The following is a 21760-nucleotide window of genomic DNA, read 5'->3' as shown; positions in this document are numbered from 1 at the left end:
ACTAATCACTAACCCCTAACCGCTATCAACATGGAAATAGACGAAGAATACATAGACAAGGTCAAAGGCTACATTGAGCAGAAAGACACAGACAACGTGAAAGCCCTGCTGGCCGACCTGCACCCGGCCGACATCGCCGAACTGTGCAACGACCTCGAACCCGAGGACGCACGCTTCGTCTACCGCCTCCTGGACAACGAGACGGCAGCCGACGTACTGGTGGAGATGGACGAGGACGTCCGCAAGGAGTTCCTCGAACTGCTCCCCTCGGAAACCATCGCCAAAAAGTTCGTGGACTACATGGACACGGACGACGCCGTAGACCTGATGCGCGACCTCGACGAGGACAAGCAGGAAGAGGTCCTCTCGCACATCGAGGACATCGAACAGGCAGGCGACATCGTGGACCTGCTGAAGTACGACGAAGACACCGCCGGCGGACTCATGGGCACGGAAATGGTAACCGTGAACGAGAACTGGAGTATGCCCGAGTGCCTCAAGGAAATGCGCATGCAGGCCGAACAGCTGGACGAAATCTACTACGTCTACGTCATCGACGACGACGAACGCCTGCAGGGCGTCTTCCCGCTGAAGAAGATGATCACCTCGCCCTCGGTATCGAAGGTGAAGCACGTGATGAAGAAGGACCCCATCTCGGTACATGTGGACACACCCATCGATGAGGTGGTGCAGATTATCGAGAAATACGACCTTGTGGCCGTGCCGGTCATCGACAGCATCGGGCGGCTTGTGGGACAGATTACCGTCGACGACGTCATGGACGAGGTTCGCGAGCAGTCGGAACGCGACTACCAGCTGGCCTCGGGTCTTTCGCAAGACGTCGAGACAGACGACAACCTGGTGCGCCAGACCAGCGCCCGCCTGCCCTGGCTGCTCATCGGCATGCTGGGTGGTATCGGCAACTCCATGATACTGGGCAACTTCGACGCCACCTTCGCCGCCCACCCCGAAATGGCGCTCTACATCCCCCTCATCGGCGGAACGGGCGGAAACGTGGGTACGCAGTCGTCGGCCATCATCGTGCAGGGCCTGGCCAACAGCTCGCTCGACGCCAAGGACACGTTGAAACAGGTGGGCAAGGAAGCCGTCGTGGCCAGCATCAACGCCACCATCATTTCGCTGCTGGTCTACATCTACAACTTCGTGCGCTTCGGTAGTGCCGCTACCGTCACCTACTCGGTGTCCATCAGCCTGTTTGCCGTCGTGATGTTCGCCTCCATCTTCGGTACCCTGGTGCCCATGACGCTCGAAAAGCTCAAGGTAGACCCCGCCATCGCCACCGGCCCCTTCATCTCCATCACGAACGACATCATCGGCATGATGCTCTACATGGGCATCACGGTACTGCTGTCGTGAACGCATGCAAACTTTTTTGTAAAAAAAATCGGGAAAAAGTATGAAGTAAACATTTTATTTCATTAATTTGCAACCCATGTAACCCAAACGGGGAAACCCGTTTCTAAAAATAAAGATATACAATGACGGACACTCATGACACTAATCTCCCCGAAAAGCAGGTGGAATTAGAAGAAGAAAAGAAAACAGCAGAGGTTCCTGAAACGGCAACGGCAGAAACTCCCGCTGAAGAAACAATGACATCGGAAGATGAAAATACAGTAGAAGCTGCACCTGTGCAGAAGTTCTCGAAGGAAGAAGTCATCGGACGGCTGAAGGAAATAGCCCACGACGTAGAAAGTGTGACAAAAGCCGAAATAGACAGCCTGAAACAGACCTTCTACAAGCTGCACAACGCTGAACAGGAAGCCGCACGGAAGAAGTTTGCGGAAGAAGGCGGAGCAGCCGAAGACTACGTGCCTGTACCCGACCCGCTGGAAGAGGAAATGAAAAACGTCATGTCCGTCATCAAAACCAAACGAAACGAGCTGGCCGCCGAAGTGGAGAAGCAGAAAGAAATGAACCTGCAGGTAAAACTCTCCATCATCGAGGAACTGAAAGACCTGCTCGAGTCGCCCGAAGACGCCAACAAGAACTACAACGAATTCAAGCGCCTGCAGCAGCAATGGAACGAGGTGAAACTCGTGCCCCAGGCCAACGTGAACGAGCTGTGGAAGAACTACCAGCTCTACGTGGAGAAGTTCTACGACCTGCTGAAGCTGAACAATGAATTCCGCGAATACGACTTCAAGAAGAACCTCGAGATAAAGACCCACCTCTGCGAAGCCGCCGAGAAGCTGGCCGAAGAACCCGACGTGGTATCGGCTTTCCACCAGTTGCAGAAGCTGCACCAGGAATACCGCGAGACAGGCCCCGTGGCCAAGGAACTGCGCGAAGAAATCTGGGCACGCTTCAAGGCCGCATCGACCGCCGTCAACCGCCGCCACCAGCAGCACTTCGACGCCCTGAAGGAAACCGAACAGCAGAACCTTGACCAAAAGACGGTAATCTGCGAAATCATTGAGGGTATCGACTACAACGAACTGACCAACTTCGCCGCCTGGGACAACAAGACTCAGGAAATCATCGCCCTGCAGAACAAGTGGAAAACCATCGGCTACGCGCCCCAGAAGATGAACGTGAAGATATTCGAGCGCTTCCGCGCCGCCTGCGACGCCTTCTTCAACAAAAAGGCCGAATTCTTCAAGACCGTCAAGGAGAGCATGAACGAAAACCTCGAGAAGAAACGCGCCCTCTGTGAAAAGGCCGAAGCTCTGAAGGACAGCACCGACTGGAAGAACACAGCCGACGTACTGGTGAAGTTGCAAAAGGAGTGGAAGACCATCGGCCCCGTGACCAAGAAGCACTCCGACGCCATCTGGAAACGCTTCATCGCCGCCTGCGACTACTTCTTCGAGCAGAAGAACCAGGCAGGCGCCTCACAACGCACCGAAGAACAGGCCAACCTTGAAAAGAAGCGCGACATCATTGCCCACCTGGAAGCCATCGGCGAGGAGACAGATGCCGATACCGCCATCGACAAAGTGCGCAACCTGATGAAGGAATGGAATGCTGTGGGCTTCGTTCCCTTCAAGGAGAAGGACAAGGTGTACAAGCAATACCATGCACTGGTAGACAAACTCTTCGAACGCTACAACCTCAGCCAGTCCAGCAAGAAGCTGAGCAACTTCCGCAACACGCTGAACAACATTCAGGAAGGTGGTACGCAGACACTCTACCGCGAACGCGAAAAACTGATGCGCGCCTACGAAAACATGAAGAGCGAACTGCAGACGTATGAGAATAACCTGGGCTTCCTGAACGCTGCCTCGAAGAAGGGTAACAGCCTGCTGACGGAACTCAACCGCAAAGTAGAGAAGCTGAAAGCCGACATCGACCTGGTGAAGGAAAAAATCAAGGCAGTAGACGAAAGCATCCGCAAGGAAGACTGAAACAGCAACAAGACAACTTGTATATAGCAAGGAAGCTGTATCAAAGAGAAAAGAGCGGCACCTCTGTCATTCTGAATATAGTGAAAGATGACAGGGTGTTTCAATTATATCTTTTCACTCTGATACAGCTTCTTTTTTTTGCACGCACCCCTTCACGGGAGAGACAATAAAAAAAGGACGCCTCATTCATCGAAGCGTCCTTTTTTCTGTTGGGCTACCTGGATTCGAACCAGGAATGACAGGACCAGAATCTGTAGTGTTACCATTACACCATAGCCCAATGTTTGGCTTTATTTCCGTTTTGCGGTTGCAAAGATACGAACTTTTTGGGAAACACAAACATTTTCGAAGATTTTTTTTGCAGAAAAATGATAAATCGGCTTTCTACAAGCAATTACATCACTAAAAAAAAACTAAAATCAAAATACTTTTCACATTTTGCGTGTTACATACAAGAAAACGGCGTATATTTGCCGACTGTTAAATATAATAATGTATAAATGGACCAAACAAAGAAACTGATAGAACAAATTACTGAAGGTATCCAAGATAAAAAAGGAAAAAAAATCGTAGTCGCCGACCTTACCCAAATAGACGACACCATCTGCAACTATTTCATCATCTGCCAGGGTAACTCGCCCAGCCAGGTAACCGCCATCGTTGAATCGGTCAAGGAATTCGCACGCAAGGGTGCCAACGCCAAGCCTTTTGCCGTAGACGGCCTGCGCAATGCCCAATGGGTAGCCATGGACTATGCCGACGTGCTGGTACACGTATTCCTGCCCGAAGTGCGCGAGTACTACAATCTGGAACATCTCTGGGCAGATGCACAATTAACCCAAATACCCGACATCGATTAAAACAAACTTATGGACAATAACAACAACAATAAAAAGAATGCCGGCAACAATCGGGTGAATATACCCAAGTTCAACCTGAACTGGCTCTATACGCTCATCTTTATGATGCTGGTCGGTTTGTGGCTGACCAACGAAAATGGCAGCTCCAGCAAAAATGTGTCCTACGACGAGTTCCAACGCTACGTACAGCAGGGATACATCAGCCGTGTAGTGGGCTACGATGACAATTCGGTTGAAGCCTACATCAAGGTGCAGCATGCAGGAAATGTATTCGGGGCCGACTCGACCCGCGTAGGACGAAACCCGATGATCACCACCGAAGCCCCTTCACGCGAAAGCTTGGGCGACTTCCTTCAGAAGGAAAGAGATGAAGCCCACTTCGACGGCTCCATCACCTACGAGAAACGTACCAACTACATGAGCCTCATCCTGTGGAACGTGGTGCCCATCCTCTTCCTCATCGGCTTCTGGATATTCATGTCGCGCCGTCTGAGCGGTGGCGGTGGCATGGGCGGCGGAGGAGGCATCTTCAACGTCGGCAAGTCGAAGGCACAACTTTTCGAAAAAGGCTCGGGTACGAGAGTGACGTTCAAGGACGTGGCAGGCCTGGCCGAAGCCAAACAGGAAGTGGAAGAAATCGTAGAGTTCCTCAAGGAACCGCAGAAATATACCGACCTGGGCGGTAAGATACCCAAGGGTGCTCTGTTGGTAGGCCCTCCGGGCACAGGTAAGACCCTGCTGGCCAAGGCTGTGGCCGGTGAGGCAAACGTACCTTTCTTCTCGTTGGCGGGTTCCGACTTTGTAGAGATGTTCGTCGGCGTAGGTGCCTCGCGTGTACGCGACCTCTTCCGTCAAGCCAAGGAAAAGGCTCCCTGCATCGTATTCATCGACGAGATTGATGCCGTGGGACGCGCCCGCTCGAAAGCAGCAGCCATGGGTGGCAACGACGAGCGCGAAAACACATTGAACCAGTTGCTGACCGAGATGGACGGCTTCGGTTCGAACAGCGGAATCATCATCCTGGCCGCCACCAACCGCGTGGATGTGCTCGACAAGGCCCTCTTGCGTGCAGGTCGCTTCGACCGACAGATCCATGTGGACCTGCCCGACTTGAACGAACGCAAAGAAGTATTCGGCGTGCACCTGCGCCCCATCAAGATAGACGAAACGGTGGACGTTGACCTGCTGGCACGTCAGACACCTGGTTTCTCGGGCGCGGACATCGCCAACGTGTGCAACGAAGCCGCTCTGATAGCTGCCCGCCACGGCAAGAAGTTCGTGGGCAAGCAGGACTTCCTCGATGCCGTGGACCGCATCGTGGGAGGCTTGGAAAAGAAAACCAAGATTACCACCGAAGAGGAACGCCGCTCCATCGCCATCCACGAAGCAGGCCATGCCAGCATTTCGTGGCTGCTGCAATACGCCAACCCGCTCATCAAGGTGACCATCGTGCCACGCGGACGGGCTTTGGGCGCCGCCTGGTACTTGCCCGAAGAGCGACAGATCACGACCAAGGAGCAGATGCTCGACGAAATGTGCGCCACGCTGGGTGGACGTGCTGCCGAAGACCTCTTCCTGGGACGTATCTCGACAGGCGCCATGAACGACCTGGAACGTGTGACGAAGCAGGCCTATGGCATGACAGCCTACCTGGGCATGAGCGAAAAGCTGCCCAACCTGTGCTACTACAACAACGACGAATACTCCTTCAACCGTCCCTATAGCGAGAAGACCGCCGAACTCATCGACGAGGAAGTGAAGCGTATGGTGAACGAGCAGTACGAACGTGCCAAGCAGATTCTGTCCGAACACAAGGAAGGACACAACAAGCTGGCCCAGCTGCTCATCGAGAAGGAAGTCATCTTTGCTGAAGACGTGGAACAAATCTTCGGCAAACGCCCCTGGGCTTCACGCTCGGAGGAAATCATCACTGCCAACCAGACCTCCAGAGAGTTGAAAGAAGCAGCTGAGGAGGAGAGCAAACGGGCTGAAGAAGCCGTCAGAGAGGTAAAGGAAGAAGAGAAAGAAAATACCGCTGACGAAAAGCCTCAAGCTACAGGTGGCGAAGGAGAAAAAGAAGACAAGGAACCGACCCAAGCATAAAGGAGAAGAAAGACATGAAAAGCAATCTCATGAAACGTGCCGTCACAGGCGCCCTGTTTGTCATCGTACTGGTGGGCTGCATACTCTACAGCCCCCTGTCGTTCGGACTTCTGTTCACACTCATCGCCGCCTTGAGCGTACATGAGTTCGGCCATCTGGTCAATGCCAGCGGCGAAGTGAGCATCAACCGCACCATCACCTCGCTGGGCGGCGCCTACCTCTGCCTGTCTCTGATGGGCTTCTGCACACAGGCAGCCGACGCACGCATCTTCCTGCCTTATCTGGGCCTGCTGCTCTACCTGCTTATTTCAGAGTTATATCTGAAGCACAAAAATCCGCTGGGCAACTGGGCTTTCTCCATGATGAGCCAGCTCTACGTAGCCCTGCCCTTCGCCCTGCTCAATGTATTGGCCTTCCACAACGACCCGACGGCGAGCAGCGTGAGCTACAACCCCATCCTGCCGCTCTCCATCTTTGTCTTCATCTGGCTGAGCGATACAGGTGCCTATTGCGTCGGTTCGCTGATAGGAAAGCACCGTCTTTTCGAGCGTATCTCGCCCAAAAAGTCTTGGGAAGGCAGCATCGGAGGAGCCGTCTTCTCCATCGCCTCCTCGTTCGTCTTCGCCCACTACTACGACTTCATGTCTGTAGGCCAATGGGCCGGACTGGCTATAGTGGTTGTCATCTTCGGTACATGGGGCGACCTGACCGAATCGCTCATGAAGCGCCAGCTGGGTATCAAGGACTCGGGCAACATCCTGCCCGGCCACGGAGGCATGCTCGACCGCTTCGACAGCGCCCTGATGGCCATTCCAGCTGCCGTCTGCTACCTTCATGTGCTGACACTTATCTGAGAAACATCAGAAAACCTTTCGATAAAACGAGGCCCCGAAAGCAGGATTCACATCCGCCTTCGGGGCCTCCACCTTTACATACCAATTTAAAAAGACATTATTTCAACTGCATTTTTGAGAAATCCATATCCTTTTCCTTCAACTGGCTCTCCGAATATTCTTCGTTGGAAGAAGCAAAATCGAACGCCACTTCCACCTCGCCGTTGACCGACGAATTGAGTTTCAGCTTGATACCCTTCGTTTCATCCGTAATATTCAGGCTGCTGAGGTTATAGGAAACAAGTCCCCAGGCACCATAGCCCGTCACATCGTCGTAGTCGTTGTAACGCAGTTCCAAATGCACATAACCGTCTTCACCATAAAGCTCAGCATCGTCTTCGGGACGCACCAGGCTGATGCGGTGCTTTTCCTTGGCGGGTAAGTTCTGCAGGAAGATGATGTTCATATATCCGCCACTGATGGTAATGTCGCCCTGATAGATGGTAACGGGATCGTTGCCAAACTCTTCATCGGTTTCAGCCGTCAGGGTATCCACCTGCTTGGTCAGTACATTCCACAACTGATAAATCTGGACCGCATGGTCGTAGCCCTGATAATCGTCATACAGAGGACTGAAGCTGGCCAGCACACGCTGCCCGTCCACCGGCACATAACTGCCCGTATTGAAGGGAAGCAAGGTGCCCCACAAATCGCTGTCAAAATAAAAACTTCCGTTTTCCACACGGACAGTGGCCCACAAAGGAACTGTGAACTGTCCTATCGAATAGCCTTCATCGTCGTCGCACGACTGGAAGACGGGCGACAAGGCAAGGCACAACATCAGGACAAACCAATGTACTCTTTTCATAATCATTCTATTCATTTACTTTTAATTTCTGAAAAGAAAACGGGCAAGCCGCTCATTTACTGCATCGGCCTGCCCGCTTTTAACATATTATTGGATATCCACAGACGGATTGGCAAGTTACTTTTCTGCCAGGAACGAGGCGATCAGCTGTGCCGCCCTGGCAGGAGCGCCCGGCTCGCCCAGCCGTCTGCCCACGTCGTCGTAGCCTGCCAGCACCTCCCTGCGCCAGCTTTCGTCGGTAAGGATGCGCCCCAACTCGGCCTTTATCTGCGCTACCGTCATCGTGTCGGCCACCAGCTCGCGCACCACCTCGCGCCCTGCTATCAGGTTGACGAGCGAGATATATTTCACCTTCAGCACATGCCGCTTCAGGAAAGCGATGACGCGGCCGATGGGCGTGTGGTAGCACACCACCTGCGGCACGCGGAAGAGGGCCGTCTCGAGTGTGGCCGTGCCCGAAGTGACCAGCGCCGCATCGGCATGACTCAACAGTTCGTAAGTCTGGCCAAAGACAATCTTCACCTCCGCATCGCCGATGTAGGCCCGATAGTAATCGGCATCGATGCCTGGCGCACCTGCCAACACGAGCTGATAACCGCCGAAGGAGGAAGCCGCCCGAATCATGTCGGGCAGGTTGTCCTTTATCTCCTGCTTGCGGCTGCCTGCCAGCAGGGCAATGACGGGCTTGGCTTGCAGACCATTGCGTTCGAAGAAGCTCTGACGCGTCTCCTTGTAGGAAGCACGGAAAGCGGCCACCTCGTCCAGCGTCGGGTTGCCGACGTAATGAATGGGGTATCGGTGCTTGCCTTCAAAGAAATCGACCTCGAAAGGCAGGATGGAGAAAAGTTCGTCCACGTCGCGCTTGATGTTCTTGATGCGGTACTCCTTCCACGCCCATATCTTGGGGGCGATGTAGTAGTAGACAGGGATGCGCGTGCGGGCATGGATGTACTTGGCAATGCTGAGGTTGAAGCCGGGATAGTCCACCAGTATCAAGGCGTCGGGCTGCCACTCCACGATGTCGCGCTTGCAGAAGGCCATGTTGGCAAAGATGGTGCGCAGGTGGAGCAGGACGGGGATAAAGCCCATGTAAGCCAGGTCGCGGTAGTGCTTCACAGGCGCGCAACCGCCCGCGGCAGCCATGAGGTCGCCCCCAAAGAAGCGGAACTCCGCCTGCGGGTCTTCGCGACGCAAGGCCGCCATCAGGTGCGACGCATGGAGGTCGCCCGAGGCTTCGCCGACAATCAGGTAGTATTTCATAAAATGAAGAACGAAGAATGAAGAACGAAGCACAGCTTCCCCTTCATTCTTACGCTAAAATATTAGAACCAAGTCTTCAGCTCGTCAATCATGCCATAGGCCGTGACATCGACCGTAGTAGGTGTAATGGCTACATAACCGTTGGCCAGCGCCCAGTGGTCGGTATCCTCCTGGTCGGCATCTTCGTCCACAAACGAACCCGTCAGCCAATAGTAATGGTTGTCGCCGCGATGGGCAAAGTTTTCCCATTCGCTGGTCCATTGTCCCTTCGTCTGGCGGCAGATCTTGACGCCCTTCAGCTCCTGCGTGTCGGGGAAGTTCACATTGAGGCAGGTCAGTGCGGGCAGTCCCTTCTCGAGCACCAGGCGGGCAATGTCGCGCACGTAAGGACCTGCGGCCGTAAAGTTGGCGTCGGGCTCGTGGCTGCACAAAGAGAAGCCGATGGAAGGCACTCCCTTGAGACATCCTTCGATGACGACTCCCATTGTGCCCGAGTAGTGAACGTTCGTAGCCGAGTTGTCACCGTGGTTGATGCCGCCCACCACGAGGTCGGGCTTGCGGTCGAGCACCGTCTCAAAAGCCAGCTTTACACAGTCGGCAGGATTGCCCGAGCATTTGTACACCGTCAGGCCCACATCCTTGCGCACAAGGCTATAGTGGATGGGCTCGCCTGTGGTCAGCGCACAACCCGTACCCGAACGGGCCTTGTCGGGGGCCATCACCACAATCTCGCCCAGCGGACGGAGAAATTTCACCAACTCACTGATTCCTTTCGCAACGATGCCGTCATCGTTCGATACCAATATCAAAGGTCTTTGATTTTCCATACTTTCACAAACGTTTTTGTTAACTCCCGGCAAAGGTAGCAACTTTAAGGGGGAAATAAAAAAAAGAACCGCCAAACTTCTATAACGGCAAAATTTGACAATTCGGCCAGTAACGCTTATTTTTGCGGAAAACTCTTTCGGATATGGACATTTTGTTGATTATACTGGGCATCCTCTGCCTGCTGGCAGGTTTGGCGGGCTGCATTCTCCCCGCCCTGCCCGGCCCTCCGCTGGCCTATGGCGGCATGCTGTTGCTGCACTTTACCGACCGCGTACAGTTCGGCACCACGCAACTGGTGGTGTGGCTTGTGCTGGTCATCGTCGTGCAGGTGCTCGACTACTTCGTTCCCCTGCTGGGCGCCAAGTACAGCGGTGGCAGCCGATGGGGCGAACGGGGCTGCCTGGCAGGCACAATCGCCGGCCTGTTCTTCATGCCCTGGGGCATCATCCTCGGTCCCTTTTTGGGCGCCTTCATCGGCGAGCTGCTAGGCGGACGCGAAGCGAAAGATGCCCTCCGCTCGGGCCTCGGCTCCCTGCTGGGATTTCTGCTGGGCACGGTGGTGAAATGTGCCCTGTGCGGCTATTTTCTTTGGAAGTTTGTGGAGGCGGTGTGGTGAAACGCCCCAATCCGTCAAGGAAAGCAATGCTTTCTCTGTGGCAAAACATTACTTTATATCAGAGAAAGCATTGCTTTGCTCCAAACGTAAAAACACGCACAGCCTCCCCGCACATTTCGTCCTCATTACCAGCGCCAAGGAGTTCAAACGGGAAAATAAATCTTAATCTTCGCCAAGGGCTTTGCCAAAACTCCCCGATTTCCAATATAAATATGTATATTTGCCGACGAGGACGGAAAAAGGAGGCAGAGCCGAATACGGGCGGACGGCCGGAAAAGAGACATGCCGGCGCCCGCAAGTTATTAACAAAAAAGGCGACTTATCAACCGTTTTTGCAATCTCCCCCCTTTTTTTGAAGGTACTATCAGAAATAATCGCTTATTTCGCCGCCGATAAATGATAGAGAATATGGGAAAAATTATTGCAATGGCAAATCAAAAGGGAGGCGTGGGCAAGACTACCACCACCATCAACCTGGCAGCCTCGCTGGCCACCCTTGAAAAGAAAGTGCTCGTTGTGGACGCCGACCCGCAGGCCAACGCCTCATCGGGACTCGGAGTAGACATCAAGCAAGCCGAATGCACTATCTATGAGTGCATTATTGACCGTGCCGACGTGCGTGAAGCAATCCACGATACCGAGATTGACACGCTGAAGGTAATCTCTTCTCACATCAACCTCGTAGGCGCCGAAATCGAGATGCTCAACCTGAAGAACCGCGAACGGATCCTCAAGGAAGTGCTCGCACCGCTGAAAGACGAGTTTGACTATATTTTGATAGACTGTTCGCCGTCGCTGGGGCTCATCACCGTCAACGCGCTCACCGCCGCCGACTCGGTCATCATCCCCGTACAGGCCGAATACTTCGCGCTCGAAGGTATCAGCAAGCTGCTGAACACCATCAAGATCATCAAGTCGAAGCTCAACCCGGCCCTGGAAATCGAAGGCTTCCTGCTGACGATGTACGACTCGCGCCTGAGACAGGCCAACCAAATCTACGACGAAGTGAAACGCCACTTCCAGGAACTGGTGTTCAAGACCGTCATCCAGCGCAACGTGAAACTGAGCGAAGCACCCAGCTACGGCCTGCCCACCATCCTCTACGACGCAGACTCTACCGGCGCCAAAAACCACATGGCACTGGCCAGGGAGCTGATAGAAAGAGAAAAATAAAGAAAAAGGAAACTGACAGATATGGCACAAAAAAGAAATGCATTAGGACGCGGCCTGGACGCACTGCTCTCCATGGATGACGTGCAGACCGAAGGTTCCTCTTCCATCAACGAAGTGGAGCTCTCGAAAATCAGCGTCAACCCCAACCAGCCGCGGCGCGAGTTCGACCCCACCGCCCTGCAGGAACTGGCCGACTCCATCGCCGAGATAGGCATCATACAGCCCATCACGCTGCGCAAGCTCTCGGACGACGAGTACCAGATCATTGCCGGCGAGCGTCGCTTCCGTGCCTCGCAGATGGCAGGCCTCACCAGCATACCCGCCTACATCCGTACTGCCGACGACGAGAACGTCATGGAAATGGCCCTCATCGAGAACATCCAGCGCGAAGACCTCAACTCGGTGGAAATAGCCCTGGCCTACCAGCACCTGCTGGAGCAGTATGGCCTGACGCAGGAACGCCTGAGCGAACGCGTGGGCAAGAAACGCACCACCATCGCCAACTACCTGCGCCTGCTGAAGCTGCCTGCCCCCGTACAGATGGGCCTGCAGAACAAGCAGATAGACATGGGGCACGCCCGTGCACTGGTGACGCTGGACAACCCCAAGCTGCAAGTAAAGATATACGAAGAAATATTGGAACACGGCTACTCCGTCCGCAAGGTGGAAGAAATCGTCAAGTCACTGAGCGAAGGCGAAGCCGTCAAAAGCGGAGGACGCAAGATAACCCCCAAACGGGCCAAGCTGCCCGAAGAGTTCAACATGCTGAAACAGCAACTTTCCAACTTCTTCAGCGCCAAGGTCCAGCTGACCTGCTCTGAGAAAGGAAAAGGAAAAATCAGCATCCCCTTCAGCAACGAAGAAGAACTGGAACGTATCATCGGCATCCTCGACACGCTGAAAAACAAATGACAAAAAGAAGACTCACATATCGGATACTGGCGGCCCTGCTGCTCTGCTTCGTGCAGGTGGCAGGGATTGTCGTGTATGGGCAAGACCGCCCGCGTGCCGCCAGCCGCCGCTCGCACACGCTGAAAGCCGACACACTGAAAAGGATAGTCACCACGGCCCCCGACAGCCTGAGCGCCAACGGGCAGGCGACCGCCGACAGCATTGCCGACGCCAACAAGCGCCAGCTGCTCGAACTGACGGCCAGCCCTGACCTGAAAGAGGAAAAGGTGAACACCGACAGCCTGAGCCGCGAACTGAAGCGCAAGCAATGGCTGCCCAACCCCACGAAGGCTACCTGGCTGGCGCTGGTCATCCCCGGCGGCGGACAAATATACAACCGAAAGTACTGGAAGCTGCCCATCGTCTACGGAGGCTTTGCCGGCTGTGCCTACGCCCTGACGTGGAACAGCAAGATGTACAAGGACTACCAGTCGGCCTACGTCGATGCCGTCAACGAGAAATGGGACTCCAGCAGCATCACCGACCTGCTTCCTCCAGGCTATATGGACCGTGTGTCGCATTCGCAGCTCACCGAGACGCTGCGCAAACGCAAGGATACCTACCGCCGCTGGCGCGACCTGAGCATCTTTGCCTTTATCGGTGTCTACCTGATATCCGTAGTCGACGCCTATGTAGATGCCGAGCTGTCCAACTTCGACATCGGCCCCGACCTGAGCATGAAAGTGGAACCCACCATCTTCAACAACCAGGCGGGAGGCAGTTACAATCCCGCCACACTGAAGGACAAGTCGGTAGGCGTACAATGCAGTTTCCGCTTCTGACGGTCGCTGCCCGGACAAGAAAAGCAAATGAATATTAATCCCTAATACACCCAATATATAGAGATACCTGTTATGAAGAAATTGATCATAAGTTCCGCCCTGCTGATATCTACCCTGCTGGCGCCCGCCTCCCTCTGTGCGCAAGAAAGCGTCAACGTAGTCATCAACGAGAACGGAACCCAACGCGAAGAGACCATCGACCTGCCCCGAAGCATGACCTATCCGTTGGACAGCCTGCTGAACGACTGGAAGGCCAAGACCTACATCGACTTGGGGAAAGATTGCAGTACCTCGCACGAAAATCCGCTGTTCAGCGACTCCATCTACATCGACCGCCTGTCGCGCATGCCGGTCATCATGGAGATGCCCTACAATGAAATCGTGCGCAAGTTCATCGACATGTACGCCACCCGCCTGCGCAATCAGGTGGCCTTCATGCTCAGTGCCTGCAACTTCTACATGCCCATCTTCGAGAAAGCCCTCGACACCTACAACCTGCCTCTCGAACTGAAATACCTGCCTATCATCGAATCGGCCCTGAACCCCTCGGCCGTATCGCGTGCAGGAGCCGCCGGGCTCTGGCAGTTCATGCTACAGACAGGCAAGCTCTACGGTCTGGAAAGCAACAGCCTTGTGGACGAACGCCGTGACCCCATCAAGGCAACCTGGGCCGCCGCCCGCTATCTGAAGGACCTCTATGCCATCTACAACGACTGGAATCTGGTGATTGCCGCCTACAATTGCGGGCCGGGCAACGTCAACAAAGCCGTCCGCCGTGCCGGTGGCAAGACCGACTATTGGGAAATCTACAACTACCTGCCCCGCGAAACGCGCGGCTACGTGCCGGCTTTCATCGCAGTGAACTACATCATGTCCTACTACTGCAAGCACAACATCTGCCCGATGGAGACCAACATCCCTGAAGCAACCGATACGGTACAGGTGAGCCGCAACCTGCACTTCGAACAGGTGGTGGACATCTGCCACGTGCCGATGGACGAACTCAAGAGCCTCAACCCGCAGTACAAGCGCAACATCATCCCCGGCGACAGCAAGCCGCAGACCCTGCGCCTGCCCATGAATGCCATCAGCACCTTCATCGACAAGCAGGATACCATCTACAACCACCGCCAGGCCGAGCTGTTCAAGAACCGCCGTACCGTAGCCGTGGCCAGCAGTAGTACTTCCAAAGCCGTGGCCGGCAATGGCAAACCCATCACCTACAAGATCAAGAAAGGCGATACGCTGGGCGGCATTGCAGAGCGCTATGGCGTAAGCGTCAGCAAGTTGCGCAGTTGGAATGGTCTGCGAGGCAACAATATCACCGCAGGAAAGACACTGAAGATTTACAAGTAAAGCAATCCGTCTCTTCCAAATAATTCAGGCATAACCGATGTTTTAAACGTCAAAATGCTTGTCCGATGTCAAAATTTGCTTATTTTTGCAGAAAGTGAAGAAAATAGGATACGGATATGGAAGAGAACCTTGATCTGAAAGAAAAAGAGAAAGCGGAAGAAGCGATGATACAGGAGGCGTTTCAGAACCTGCTGAACTGCTACCTGGCCACCAAGCACCGCAAGCGCGTGGAAATCATCACCAAGGCATTCAACTTTGCCAACCAGGCGCACAAAGGCATCAAACGGCGTTCGGGCGAACCCTACATACTGCACCCCATCGCCGTAGCCAAGATTGTGTGTACCGAAATCGGATTGGGTTCCACCTCCATCTGTTCGGCTCTGCTGCACGACGTCGTGGAAGATACCGACTATACGGTAGAGGACATAGAAAACATCTTCGGCCCCAAGATTGCCCAGATTGTGGACGGACTGACCAAGATTTCGGGCGGCATCTTCGGCGACAAGGCCTCTGCACAGGCCGAAAACTTCAAGAAGCTGCTGCTCACCATGAGCGACGACATCCGCGTCATCCTCATCAAGATTGCCGACCGCCTTCACAACATGCGTACCCTCGGTTCCATGCTTCCCAGCAAGCAATACAAGATTGCGGGCGAAACCATGTATATCTATGCTCCGCTGGCCAACCGCCTGGGGCTCTACAAGATAAAGACCGAACTCGAGAACCTCAGCTTCAAGTACGAACATCCTGAGGAGTATGAAGTTATCGAGAAGAAACTGGAGGCCACCGCTGCCGAACGCGACAAGGTCTTCAAGGAATTCACGGCCCCCATCCGTGCCCAACTGGACAAGATGGGCATGAAATACCATATCCTGGCACGCGTCAAGTCCATTTACTCCATCTGGAACAAGATGCAGACCAAGCACGTCCCCTTCGAAGAAATCTATGACATCCTGGCCGTCCGTATCATCTTCACGCCCAAGAATCTGGAAGAGGAGCTGAACGATTGTTTCGACATCTACGTAGCCATCTCCAAGATATACAAGCCCCATCCCGACCGCCTGCGCGACTGGGTGAGTCACCCAAAAGCCAACGGATACCAGGCCCTGCACGTCACCCTGATGGGCAACAACGGCCAGTGGATCGAGGTACAGATACGCAGCGAGCGCATGAACGACGTGGCCGAACAGGGTTTTGCCGCCCACTGGAAGTACAAGGAAGGCGGCGGCAGCGAGGACGAAGGCGAACTGGAAAAGTGGCTGAAGACCATCAAGGAGATTCTGGATGACCCGCAGCCCGATGCCATCGACTTCCTCGACACCATCAAGCTGAATCTTTTCGCATCCGAGATATTTGTGTTCACGCCCAAAGGCGACCTGAAGACCATGCCGCAAAACTGTACGGCACTGGACTTCGCCTTCTCCCTGCACACCGACATCGGCAGCCATTGTATCGGCGCACAGGTCAACCACAAGCTGGTGCCCCTGAGCCATAAGTTGCAGAGCGGCGACCAGGTAGAAATCCTGACTTCGAAATCGCAACGCGTGCAACCCGAATGGCTGAACTATGCCACCACAGCACGTGCGAAGGCCAAAATCGCTTCCATCCTGCGCAAGGAGGCCAAAGCCAACCAAAAGGAAGGCGAAAAGATACTGGCCGACTTCCTGAAAGAAGAAGGTATCCGCATGGACGACATCTCCCTGGAAAAGCTGACGCGCCTGCACAACTTCCATACCCACGACGAACTGCTGGTAGCCATCGGCAGCAAGAAGCTGGTACTGGGCGATGCCGACCGAAACGCCTTCAAAGAGAAACAGGAAAGAAGCTGGAAGAAGTTGTTGTCTTTCTCGTTCGGCAACGGCAAGGAAACCAAGGAAACAGAAGAAGAGAAAACGGTGCCGGAGAAGACGCATGCCGAAAAAATCGACACCAAGAAGATTCTGAAGCTGACGGAAGAGACCATCTCCAAGGAATACATCATGGCCGACTGCTGCCACCCCATTCCGGGTGACGACGTGTTGGGCTATATCAACGAAAACAACCAGGTCATCATCCACAAACGGCAATGCCCTGTGGCCGCCCGCCTGAAGAGCAGCTACGGCAACCGCATCATCGCGACCCAGTGGGATACGCACAAGGAACTCTCCTTCCTCGTAACCATCTACATCAAGGGAATTGACAGTGTGGGACTGCTGAACGAAGTGACACAAGTCATCTCGCGCCAGCTCAACGTCAATATCCGGAAACTGACCATGGAGACCAACGACGGCATTTTCGAAGGGAAAATCCAACTGTACGTACACGACGTGGACGATGTACGCACTATCTGCAACAACCTGAAGCAGATACAGAACATCAAGCAGGTATCACGAATCGAAGACTAACGTTCGGATGCCTGCATCTCACCGATGTTTTCCTTTAGCGCATCGAGATCATCGTAGGTAAAGGCATCGAGTGCGTCGCGCATGGCCAGTAACTCTTCGCGGATGTTCTTCAGACGCTCTACAATCTCATAGTTGCGGAGGGTATTTTCCTTGTTGTCCTTCATGCGTTGACGGGCACCGGGCAAGGTCATGCCCCGTTCCTTCACCAGGTGATATATCAGTTTTGCAGTCTCCACATCCTCCTTGCGGTATTGGCGCACACCTCTGCCAGCCTTCTTCGGAGAAAGCTGCGGGAACTCCTTCTCCCAGTAACGGAGCAGCGATTCGTTCACGCCAAGCATCTCGGCCACCTCGCTGATGGAGTAATATAATTTCAGATTCTTGTCAGCATTCAGCACAGCAATTTCGATTTAACGGTCCACAATCCATGTTTTCGTTCTCAAATCCTCCTTAATCCAGCACCTTACCCTGGTTGGCGGCAATCTGTATCATGCGGTCATAGTCTTCGGCACTCAGGTCCATGAAGTAATAGTTCACAGGATTGACCACCTGCCCCTTGACATGCACCTCGTAGTGAAGGTGCGGACCGGTACTCTTGCCCGTGCTGCCCACGCCGCCTATCACTTCGCCACGCACCACCTTCTTGCCCAGCTTCGTGCGGAAGTCCTGCAAGTGTGCATACCACGTCTGGTACCCGAAGCCATGGTCGATGATGATGGTGTTTCCATATCCCGTCTGCCACCCCATCTTCACCACCGTTCCGTCGCCCGTGGCATAGACATCGGTACCCGGATGGGCGGAGAAGTCCATGCCTGAGTGAAACTTGGTTGTTCCGTAAATCGGGTCGATGCGCGTACCGTAACCCGAAGCCGTCTGCTTCAGGTCCTTGTTGGAAATAGGCTGGATGGCCGGTATGCAACGGAGCATTTCATCGTGACGCTTGCACATGCGCACCACGTCGTCGAACGAACGCGACTGGATATACAGCTGTTTGGTCAGCATGTCCATCTTCTGCGTCGTGTTCACCACCAGTTCCGCATCGGCCAGCTTCATCAGATGTTCGTAGCGGTTGGTACCGCCATATCCGCCCTGACGGATGGCCGACGGCACCGGGTCGGCCATGAAGATGACCCGATAAAGGTTGTCGTCGCGCTGCTGGATGTCCTGCAGCACGCCCAGCGCCTCGTCCATGCGATGCTGAAGCACATTGTATTGGGCCTGCAACTGGCTGTTTTCCTTCCTCAGCTCCTTTTCCGAAGGCGAACCGAACAACAGCAGCAAGGCTATGAAACTGCCCGCACCCAAGCCCATGCCGACAAACAGACGCCGCGCATAACTCATCATCCTTTGCCGGAACGTAGGATAAATGCGGTCGTAGGTCTGGGTCTGCGGATTATAAATATAGTATACTTTGCGCATCTTTTTGGAAATATTTCGGTGGTCTATGCGGCAAAAGTAATAAAAACGAGCTATCTTTGCACAGTTTTTTTTGAGTTTTTAAGTTATTGAGCTTTTGAACGTTCCGTTTCTTCCAGGCGGCAGCGGTTCCGCCCCGGGCCGTTCGCACAGCCCACGGCTTCGAGACTCCGAAAAAACTTAGCACACTGAAACTTAAAAACTTAATTAGCATATGTTGACTGCAAACGAAATCAGAGACTCGTTCAAGAGTTTCTTCGAGAGCAAGGGACACCACATCGTGCCCTCAGCTCCTATGGTAATCAAGGACGACCCCACACTGATGTTTACCAATGCGGGGATGAACCAGTTCAAGGACATCATTCTGGGCAACCACCCGGCAAAATACAAACGAGTGGCCGACTCGCAGAAGTGCCTGCGCGTCAGCGGAAAGCACAACGACCTGGAGGAAGTGGGCCACGACACCTACCATCACACCATGTTCGAGATGCTGGGCAACTGGTCGTTCGGCGACTACTTCAAGAAGGAAGCCATCTCCTGGGCCTGGGAATACCTGGTGGACGTGCTGAAAATCAATCCCGAAAATCTCTACGCTACCGTCTTCGAAGGCAGCCCCGAAGAAGGCTTGAGCCGCGACGACGAGGCCGCTTCCTACTGGGAACAGTTCCTGCCGAAGGACCACATCATCAACGGCAACAAGCACGACAACTTCTGGGAAATGGGTGATACAGGTCCCTGCGGTCCGTGCTCGGAAATCCACATCGACCTCCGTTCCGAAGAAGAAAAGAAGCAGATACCCGGCCGCGACATGGTGAACCACGACCATCCGCAGGTCATCGAGATATGGAACCTCGTGTTCATGCAGTTCAACCGCAAGGCCGACGGCAGCCTCGAAGGTCTGCCCGCCAAGGTTATCGATACCGGCATGGGCTTCGAGCGTCTCTGTATGGCCATGCAGGGCAAGACGTCCAACTATGACACCGACGTCTTCCAGCCGCTCATCCAGGCCATCGCCGCCATGGCCGGTGCCAAGTATGGCGAAGACAAGCAGAAGGATGTAGCCATGCGCGTCATTGCCGACCACATCCGTACCATCGCCTTCTCCATCACCGACGGACAGCTGCCCAGCAACGCCAAAGCCGGCTACGTCATCCGCCGCATCCTGCGCCGTGCCGTCCGCTACGGCTACACGTTCCTGGGTCAGAAGCAGTCGTTCATGTACAAGCTGTTGCCCGTGCTGATAGACAACATGGGAGCCGCCTATCCCGAACTGAACGCCCAGAAAGACCTCATTGCCAAGGTTATCAAGGAAGAAGAAGAAGCCTTCCTGCGTACACTGGAAACGGGTATCCGCCTGCTCGAAAAGACCATGGCCGAGGCCAAGGCTGCCGGCAAGACCGAAATCAGCGGCAAGGATGCCTTCACGCTGTACGACACCTTCGGCTTCCCGCTCGACCTGACCGAACTCATCCTGCGCGAGAACGGCATGACAGCCGACACGAAGGAATTCGATGCCGAAATGCAGCAGCAGAAGCAGCGTGCCCGCAACGCCGCCGCCGTAGAGACCGGCGACTGGATTACGCTGAAGGAAGGTACCACCGAATTTGTAGGTTACGACTATACAGAATATGAAACCAGCATCCTGCGCTACCGTCAGGTGAAGCAGAAAAACCAGACACTCTACCAGATTGTACTGGACAAGACGCCGTTCTACGCCGAAAGCGGTGGTCAGGTAGGCGATACGGGTGTATTGGTGAGCGAATTCGAGACCATCGACATCATCGATACCAAGAAAGAGAACAACCTGCCTATCCACCTGGCCAAGAAGTTACCCGAACACCTCGACGCGCCGATGATGGCCTGCGTGGATACCGACAAGCGCGCCGCCTGCGCCGCCAACCACTCGTGTACGCACCTGCTGGACGAAGCACTGCGCACCGTGCTGGGCGACCACGTAGAGCAGAAAGGTTCGCTGGTTACGCCGGACTCGCTGCGTTTCGACTTCTCACACTTCCAGAAGGTGACCGACGAGCAGCTGCGTCAGGTAGAGCACCTGGTCAACGCCAAGATCCGTGCCAACATTCCTTTAAAGGAATACCGCAACATTCCTATCGAGGAAGCCAAGGAACTGGGCGCCATCGCCCTCTTCGGTGAGAAGTACGGCGACCACGTCCGCGTCATCCAGTTCGGCTCGTCCATCGAGTTCTGTGGTGGTACGCACGTAGCCGCTACGGGCCACATCGGTATGGTAAAGATTGTATCCGAAAGTTCTGTAGCTGCCGGTGTACGCCGTATCGAGGCTTATACGGGTGCCCGTGTAGAAGAAATGATGGACAATCTGCAAGATTCCATCCGCGACCTGAAAGCACTCTTCAACAACGCCCCCGACCTGGCCGGAACCATCCGCAAGTACATCGAGGAGAATGCCGGACTGAAGAAGCAGGTAGAGGAATTCATGAAAGAAAAGGAAGCCCAGCTGAAGGAGAAACTGCTGCAGAGCGTGAAGGAAGTGAACGGCGTGAAGCTCATCAAGTTCTGCGCTCCCCTGCCCGCCGAAACGGTGAAGAACATCGCCTTCCAGCTGCGCGGCCAGATTACGGAGAACCTGTTCTTCGTGGCCGGTACCGAGTTCGAAGGCAAGCCGATGCTCACCGTCATGCTGAGCGACAATCTGGTGGCCAATGGTCTGAAAGCTGGCGCCCTGGTGAAAGAAGCTGCCAAACTGATTCTGGGTGGCGGTGGCGGTCAGCCCCACTTCGCAACAGCCGGCGGCAAGAACCCCGACGGCCTGAGTGCAGCAGTCGACAAGATTGTAGAACTGGCAGGACTCTGATGCGTCAACCGCATCGGCAGGCTGCCAGCCTGAAATAAGAAAAGAGGGTGTATCCCAATCGGGATATGCCCTCTTTTTTTGTCAGCAAGCGTTCTCTGCCAGCCTCCCCTGTGCTGACCAATCAGTTCA

General features: G+C 54.4%; 17 protein-coding genes and 1 tRNA gene. 12 read left to right on the top strand and 6 right to left on the bottom strand.

Annotated elements, in window-relative coordinates; translation table 11 throughout:
• The first annotated feature begins 30 nt into the window (after positions 1-30).
• Together mgtE and RDO88_RS06095 are read left to right on the top strand one after the other, a co-directional pair.
• Positions 31-1377 carry a magnesium transporter gene (mgtE, locus tag RDO88_RS06100; RefSeq protein WP_374043907.1) on the top strand — a complete coding sequence of 449 codons (1347 nt, stop codon included), beginning with the start codon at positions 31-33 and terminating at the stop codon, positions 1375-1377.
• 122 nt (positions 1378-1499) lie between these two features.
• Complete coding sequence (locus RDO88_RS06095; protein ID WP_307758533.1) at positions 1500-3368, top strand: DUF349 domain-containing protein; 1869 nt, start codon at positions 1500-1502, stop codon at positions 3366-3368.
• A gap of 209 nt (positions 3369-3577) precedes the next feature.
• On the opposite strand, the gene RDO88_RS06090 is transcribed toward RDO88_RS06095, so the two are convergent.
• Positions 3578-3648, bottom strand: a tRNA-Gln gene (locus RDO88_RS06090).
• A 220-nt stretch (positions 3649-3868) separates the two neighbouring features.
• Between RDO88_RS06090 and rsfS the strand changes: the two genes are divergently transcribed.
• The 3 genes from rsfS to RDO88_RS06075 are packed head-to-tail and all read left to right on the top strand — an operon-like array spanning position 3869 to position 7185.
• Positions 3869-4228 (top strand): ribosome silencing factor, encoded by a 360-nt coding sequence (rsfS, locus tag RDO88_RS06085; RefSeq protein WP_307758532.1) that lies wholly within the window; start codon positions 3869-3871, stop codon positions 4226-4228.
• 9 nt (positions 4229-4237) lie between these two features.
• Positions 4238-6331 carry an ATP-dependent zinc metalloprotease FtsH gene (gene ftsH, locus RDO88_RS06080; RefSeq protein ID WP_307758531.1) on the top strand — a complete coding sequence of 698 codons (2094 nt, stop codon included), beginning with the start codon at positions 4238-4240 and terminating at the stop codon, positions 6329-6331.
• Positions 6332-6345: 14 nt separating this feature from the next.
• Positions 6346-7185: a phosphatidate cytidylyltransferase gene (locus RDO88_RS06075; RefSeq protein ID WP_307758530.1), complete on the top strand. Its 840-nt coding sequence runs from the start codon at positions 6346-6348 to the stop codon at positions 7183-7185.
• A gap of 97 nt (positions 7186-7282) precedes the next feature.
• Here RDO88_RS06075 and RDO88_RS06070 read toward each other — a convergent pair whose 3' ends face one another.
• The 3 genes from RDO88_RS06070 to surE form a co-directional block, all read right to left on the bottom strand.
• Positions 7283-8032, bottom strand: a complete 750-nt coding sequence (locus tag RDO88_RS06070; protein ID WP_307758529.1) for a NigD-like C-terminal domain-containing protein — start codon at positions 8030-8032, stop codon at positions 7283-7285.
• Between the two features lie 117 nt (positions 8033-8149).
• On the bottom strand, positions 8150-9292 hold the full coding sequence (lpxB, locus tag RDO88_RS06065) for a lipid-A-disaccharide synthase (RefSeq protein WP_307758528.1): 1143 nt from the start codon (positions 9290-9292) through the stop codon (positions 8150-8152).
• Between the two features lie 62 nt (positions 9293-9354).
• A complete protein-coding gene (surE, locus tag RDO88_RS06060; RefSeq protein WP_307758527.1) occupies positions 9355-10119 on the bottom strand; it encodes a 5'/3'-nucleotidase SurE in 765 nt (254 codons plus the stop codon).
• A gap of 143 nt (positions 10120-10262) precedes the next feature.
• Here surE and RDO88_RS06055 point away from each other — a divergent pair, with 143 nt between their 5' ends.
• The 6 genes from RDO88_RS06055 (at position 10263) to RDO88_RS06030 (ending at position 17382) form a co-directional block, all read left to right on the top strand.
• A complete protein-coding gene (locus tag RDO88_RS06055; RefSeq protein WP_307758526.1) occupies positions 10263-10736 on the top strand; it encodes a DUF456 family protein in 474 nt (157 codons plus the stop codon).
• 408 nt (positions 10737-11144) lie between these two features.
• The gene (locus RDO88_RS06050) at positions 11145-11909 is read left to right on the top strand and encodes a ParA family protein (RefSeq protein WP_022020726.1); all 765 of its coding nucleotides are present in this window, start codon (positions 11145-11147) and stop codon (positions 11907-11909) included.
• 21 nt (positions 11910-11930) lie between these two features.
• Complete coding sequence (locus tag RDO88_RS06045) at positions 11931-12821, top strand: ParB/RepB/Spo0J family partition protein (protein ID WP_022020727.1); 891 nt, start codon at positions 11931-11933, stop codon at positions 12819-12821.
• Complete coding sequence (locus RDO88_RS06040) at positions 12818-13642, top strand: DUF5683 domain-containing protein (RefSeq protein ID WP_307758525.1); 825 nt, start codon at positions 12818-12820, stop codon at positions 13640-13642. Before RDO88_RS06045 ends, RDO88_RS06040 begins: the two co-directional genes overlap by 4 nt.
• A gap of 72 nt (positions 13643-13714) precedes the next feature.
• The gene (locus RDO88_RS06035) at positions 13715-14998 is read left to right on the top strand and encodes a transglycosylase SLT domain-containing protein (protein WP_307758524.1); all 1284 of its coding nucleotides are present in this window, start codon (positions 13715-13717) and stop codon (positions 14996-14998) included.
• 116 nt (positions 14999-15114) lie between these two features.
• Positions 15115-17382 carry a RelA/SpoT family protein gene (locus tag RDO88_RS06030; protein ID WP_307758523.1) on the top strand — a complete coding sequence of 756 codons (2268 nt, stop codon included), beginning with the start codon at positions 15115-15117 and terminating at the stop codon, positions 17380-17382.
• Here RDO88_RS06030 and RDO88_RS06025 read toward each other — a convergent pair.
• On the bottom strand, positions 17379-17780 hold the full coding sequence (locus tag RDO88_RS06025; protein WP_307758522.1) for a MerR family transcriptional regulator: 402 nt from the start codon (positions 17778-17780) through the stop codon (positions 17379-17381). The two genes, RDO88_RS06030 and RDO88_RS06025, sit on opposite strands and share 4 nt — an antisense overlap.
• A gap of 52 nt (positions 17781-17832) precedes the next feature.
• Entirely contained in the window at positions 17833-18801 is a 969-nt protein-coding gene (locus tag RDO88_RS06020; RefSeq protein WP_307758521.1) for a peptidoglycan DD-metalloendopeptidase family protein, read from the bottom strand.
• Positions 18802-19012: 211 nt separating this feature from the next.
• Here RDO88_RS06020 and alaS point away from each other — a divergent pair, with 211 nt between their 5' ends.
• Entirely contained in the window at positions 19013-21631 is a 2619-nt protein-coding gene (gene alaS / locus RDO88_RS06015) for an alanine--tRNA ligase (RefSeq protein WP_307758520.1), read from the top strand.
• Positions 21632-21760: the final 129 nt, after the last annotated feature.

The organism is uncultured Mediterranea sp. (genome assembly GCF_902493215.1).
Taxonomy (GTDB): Bacteria; Bacteroidota; Bacteroidia; order Bacteroidales; family Bacteroidaceae; genus Bacteroides.
This window is presented reverse-complemented; position numbering and strand designations above follow the sequence as displayed.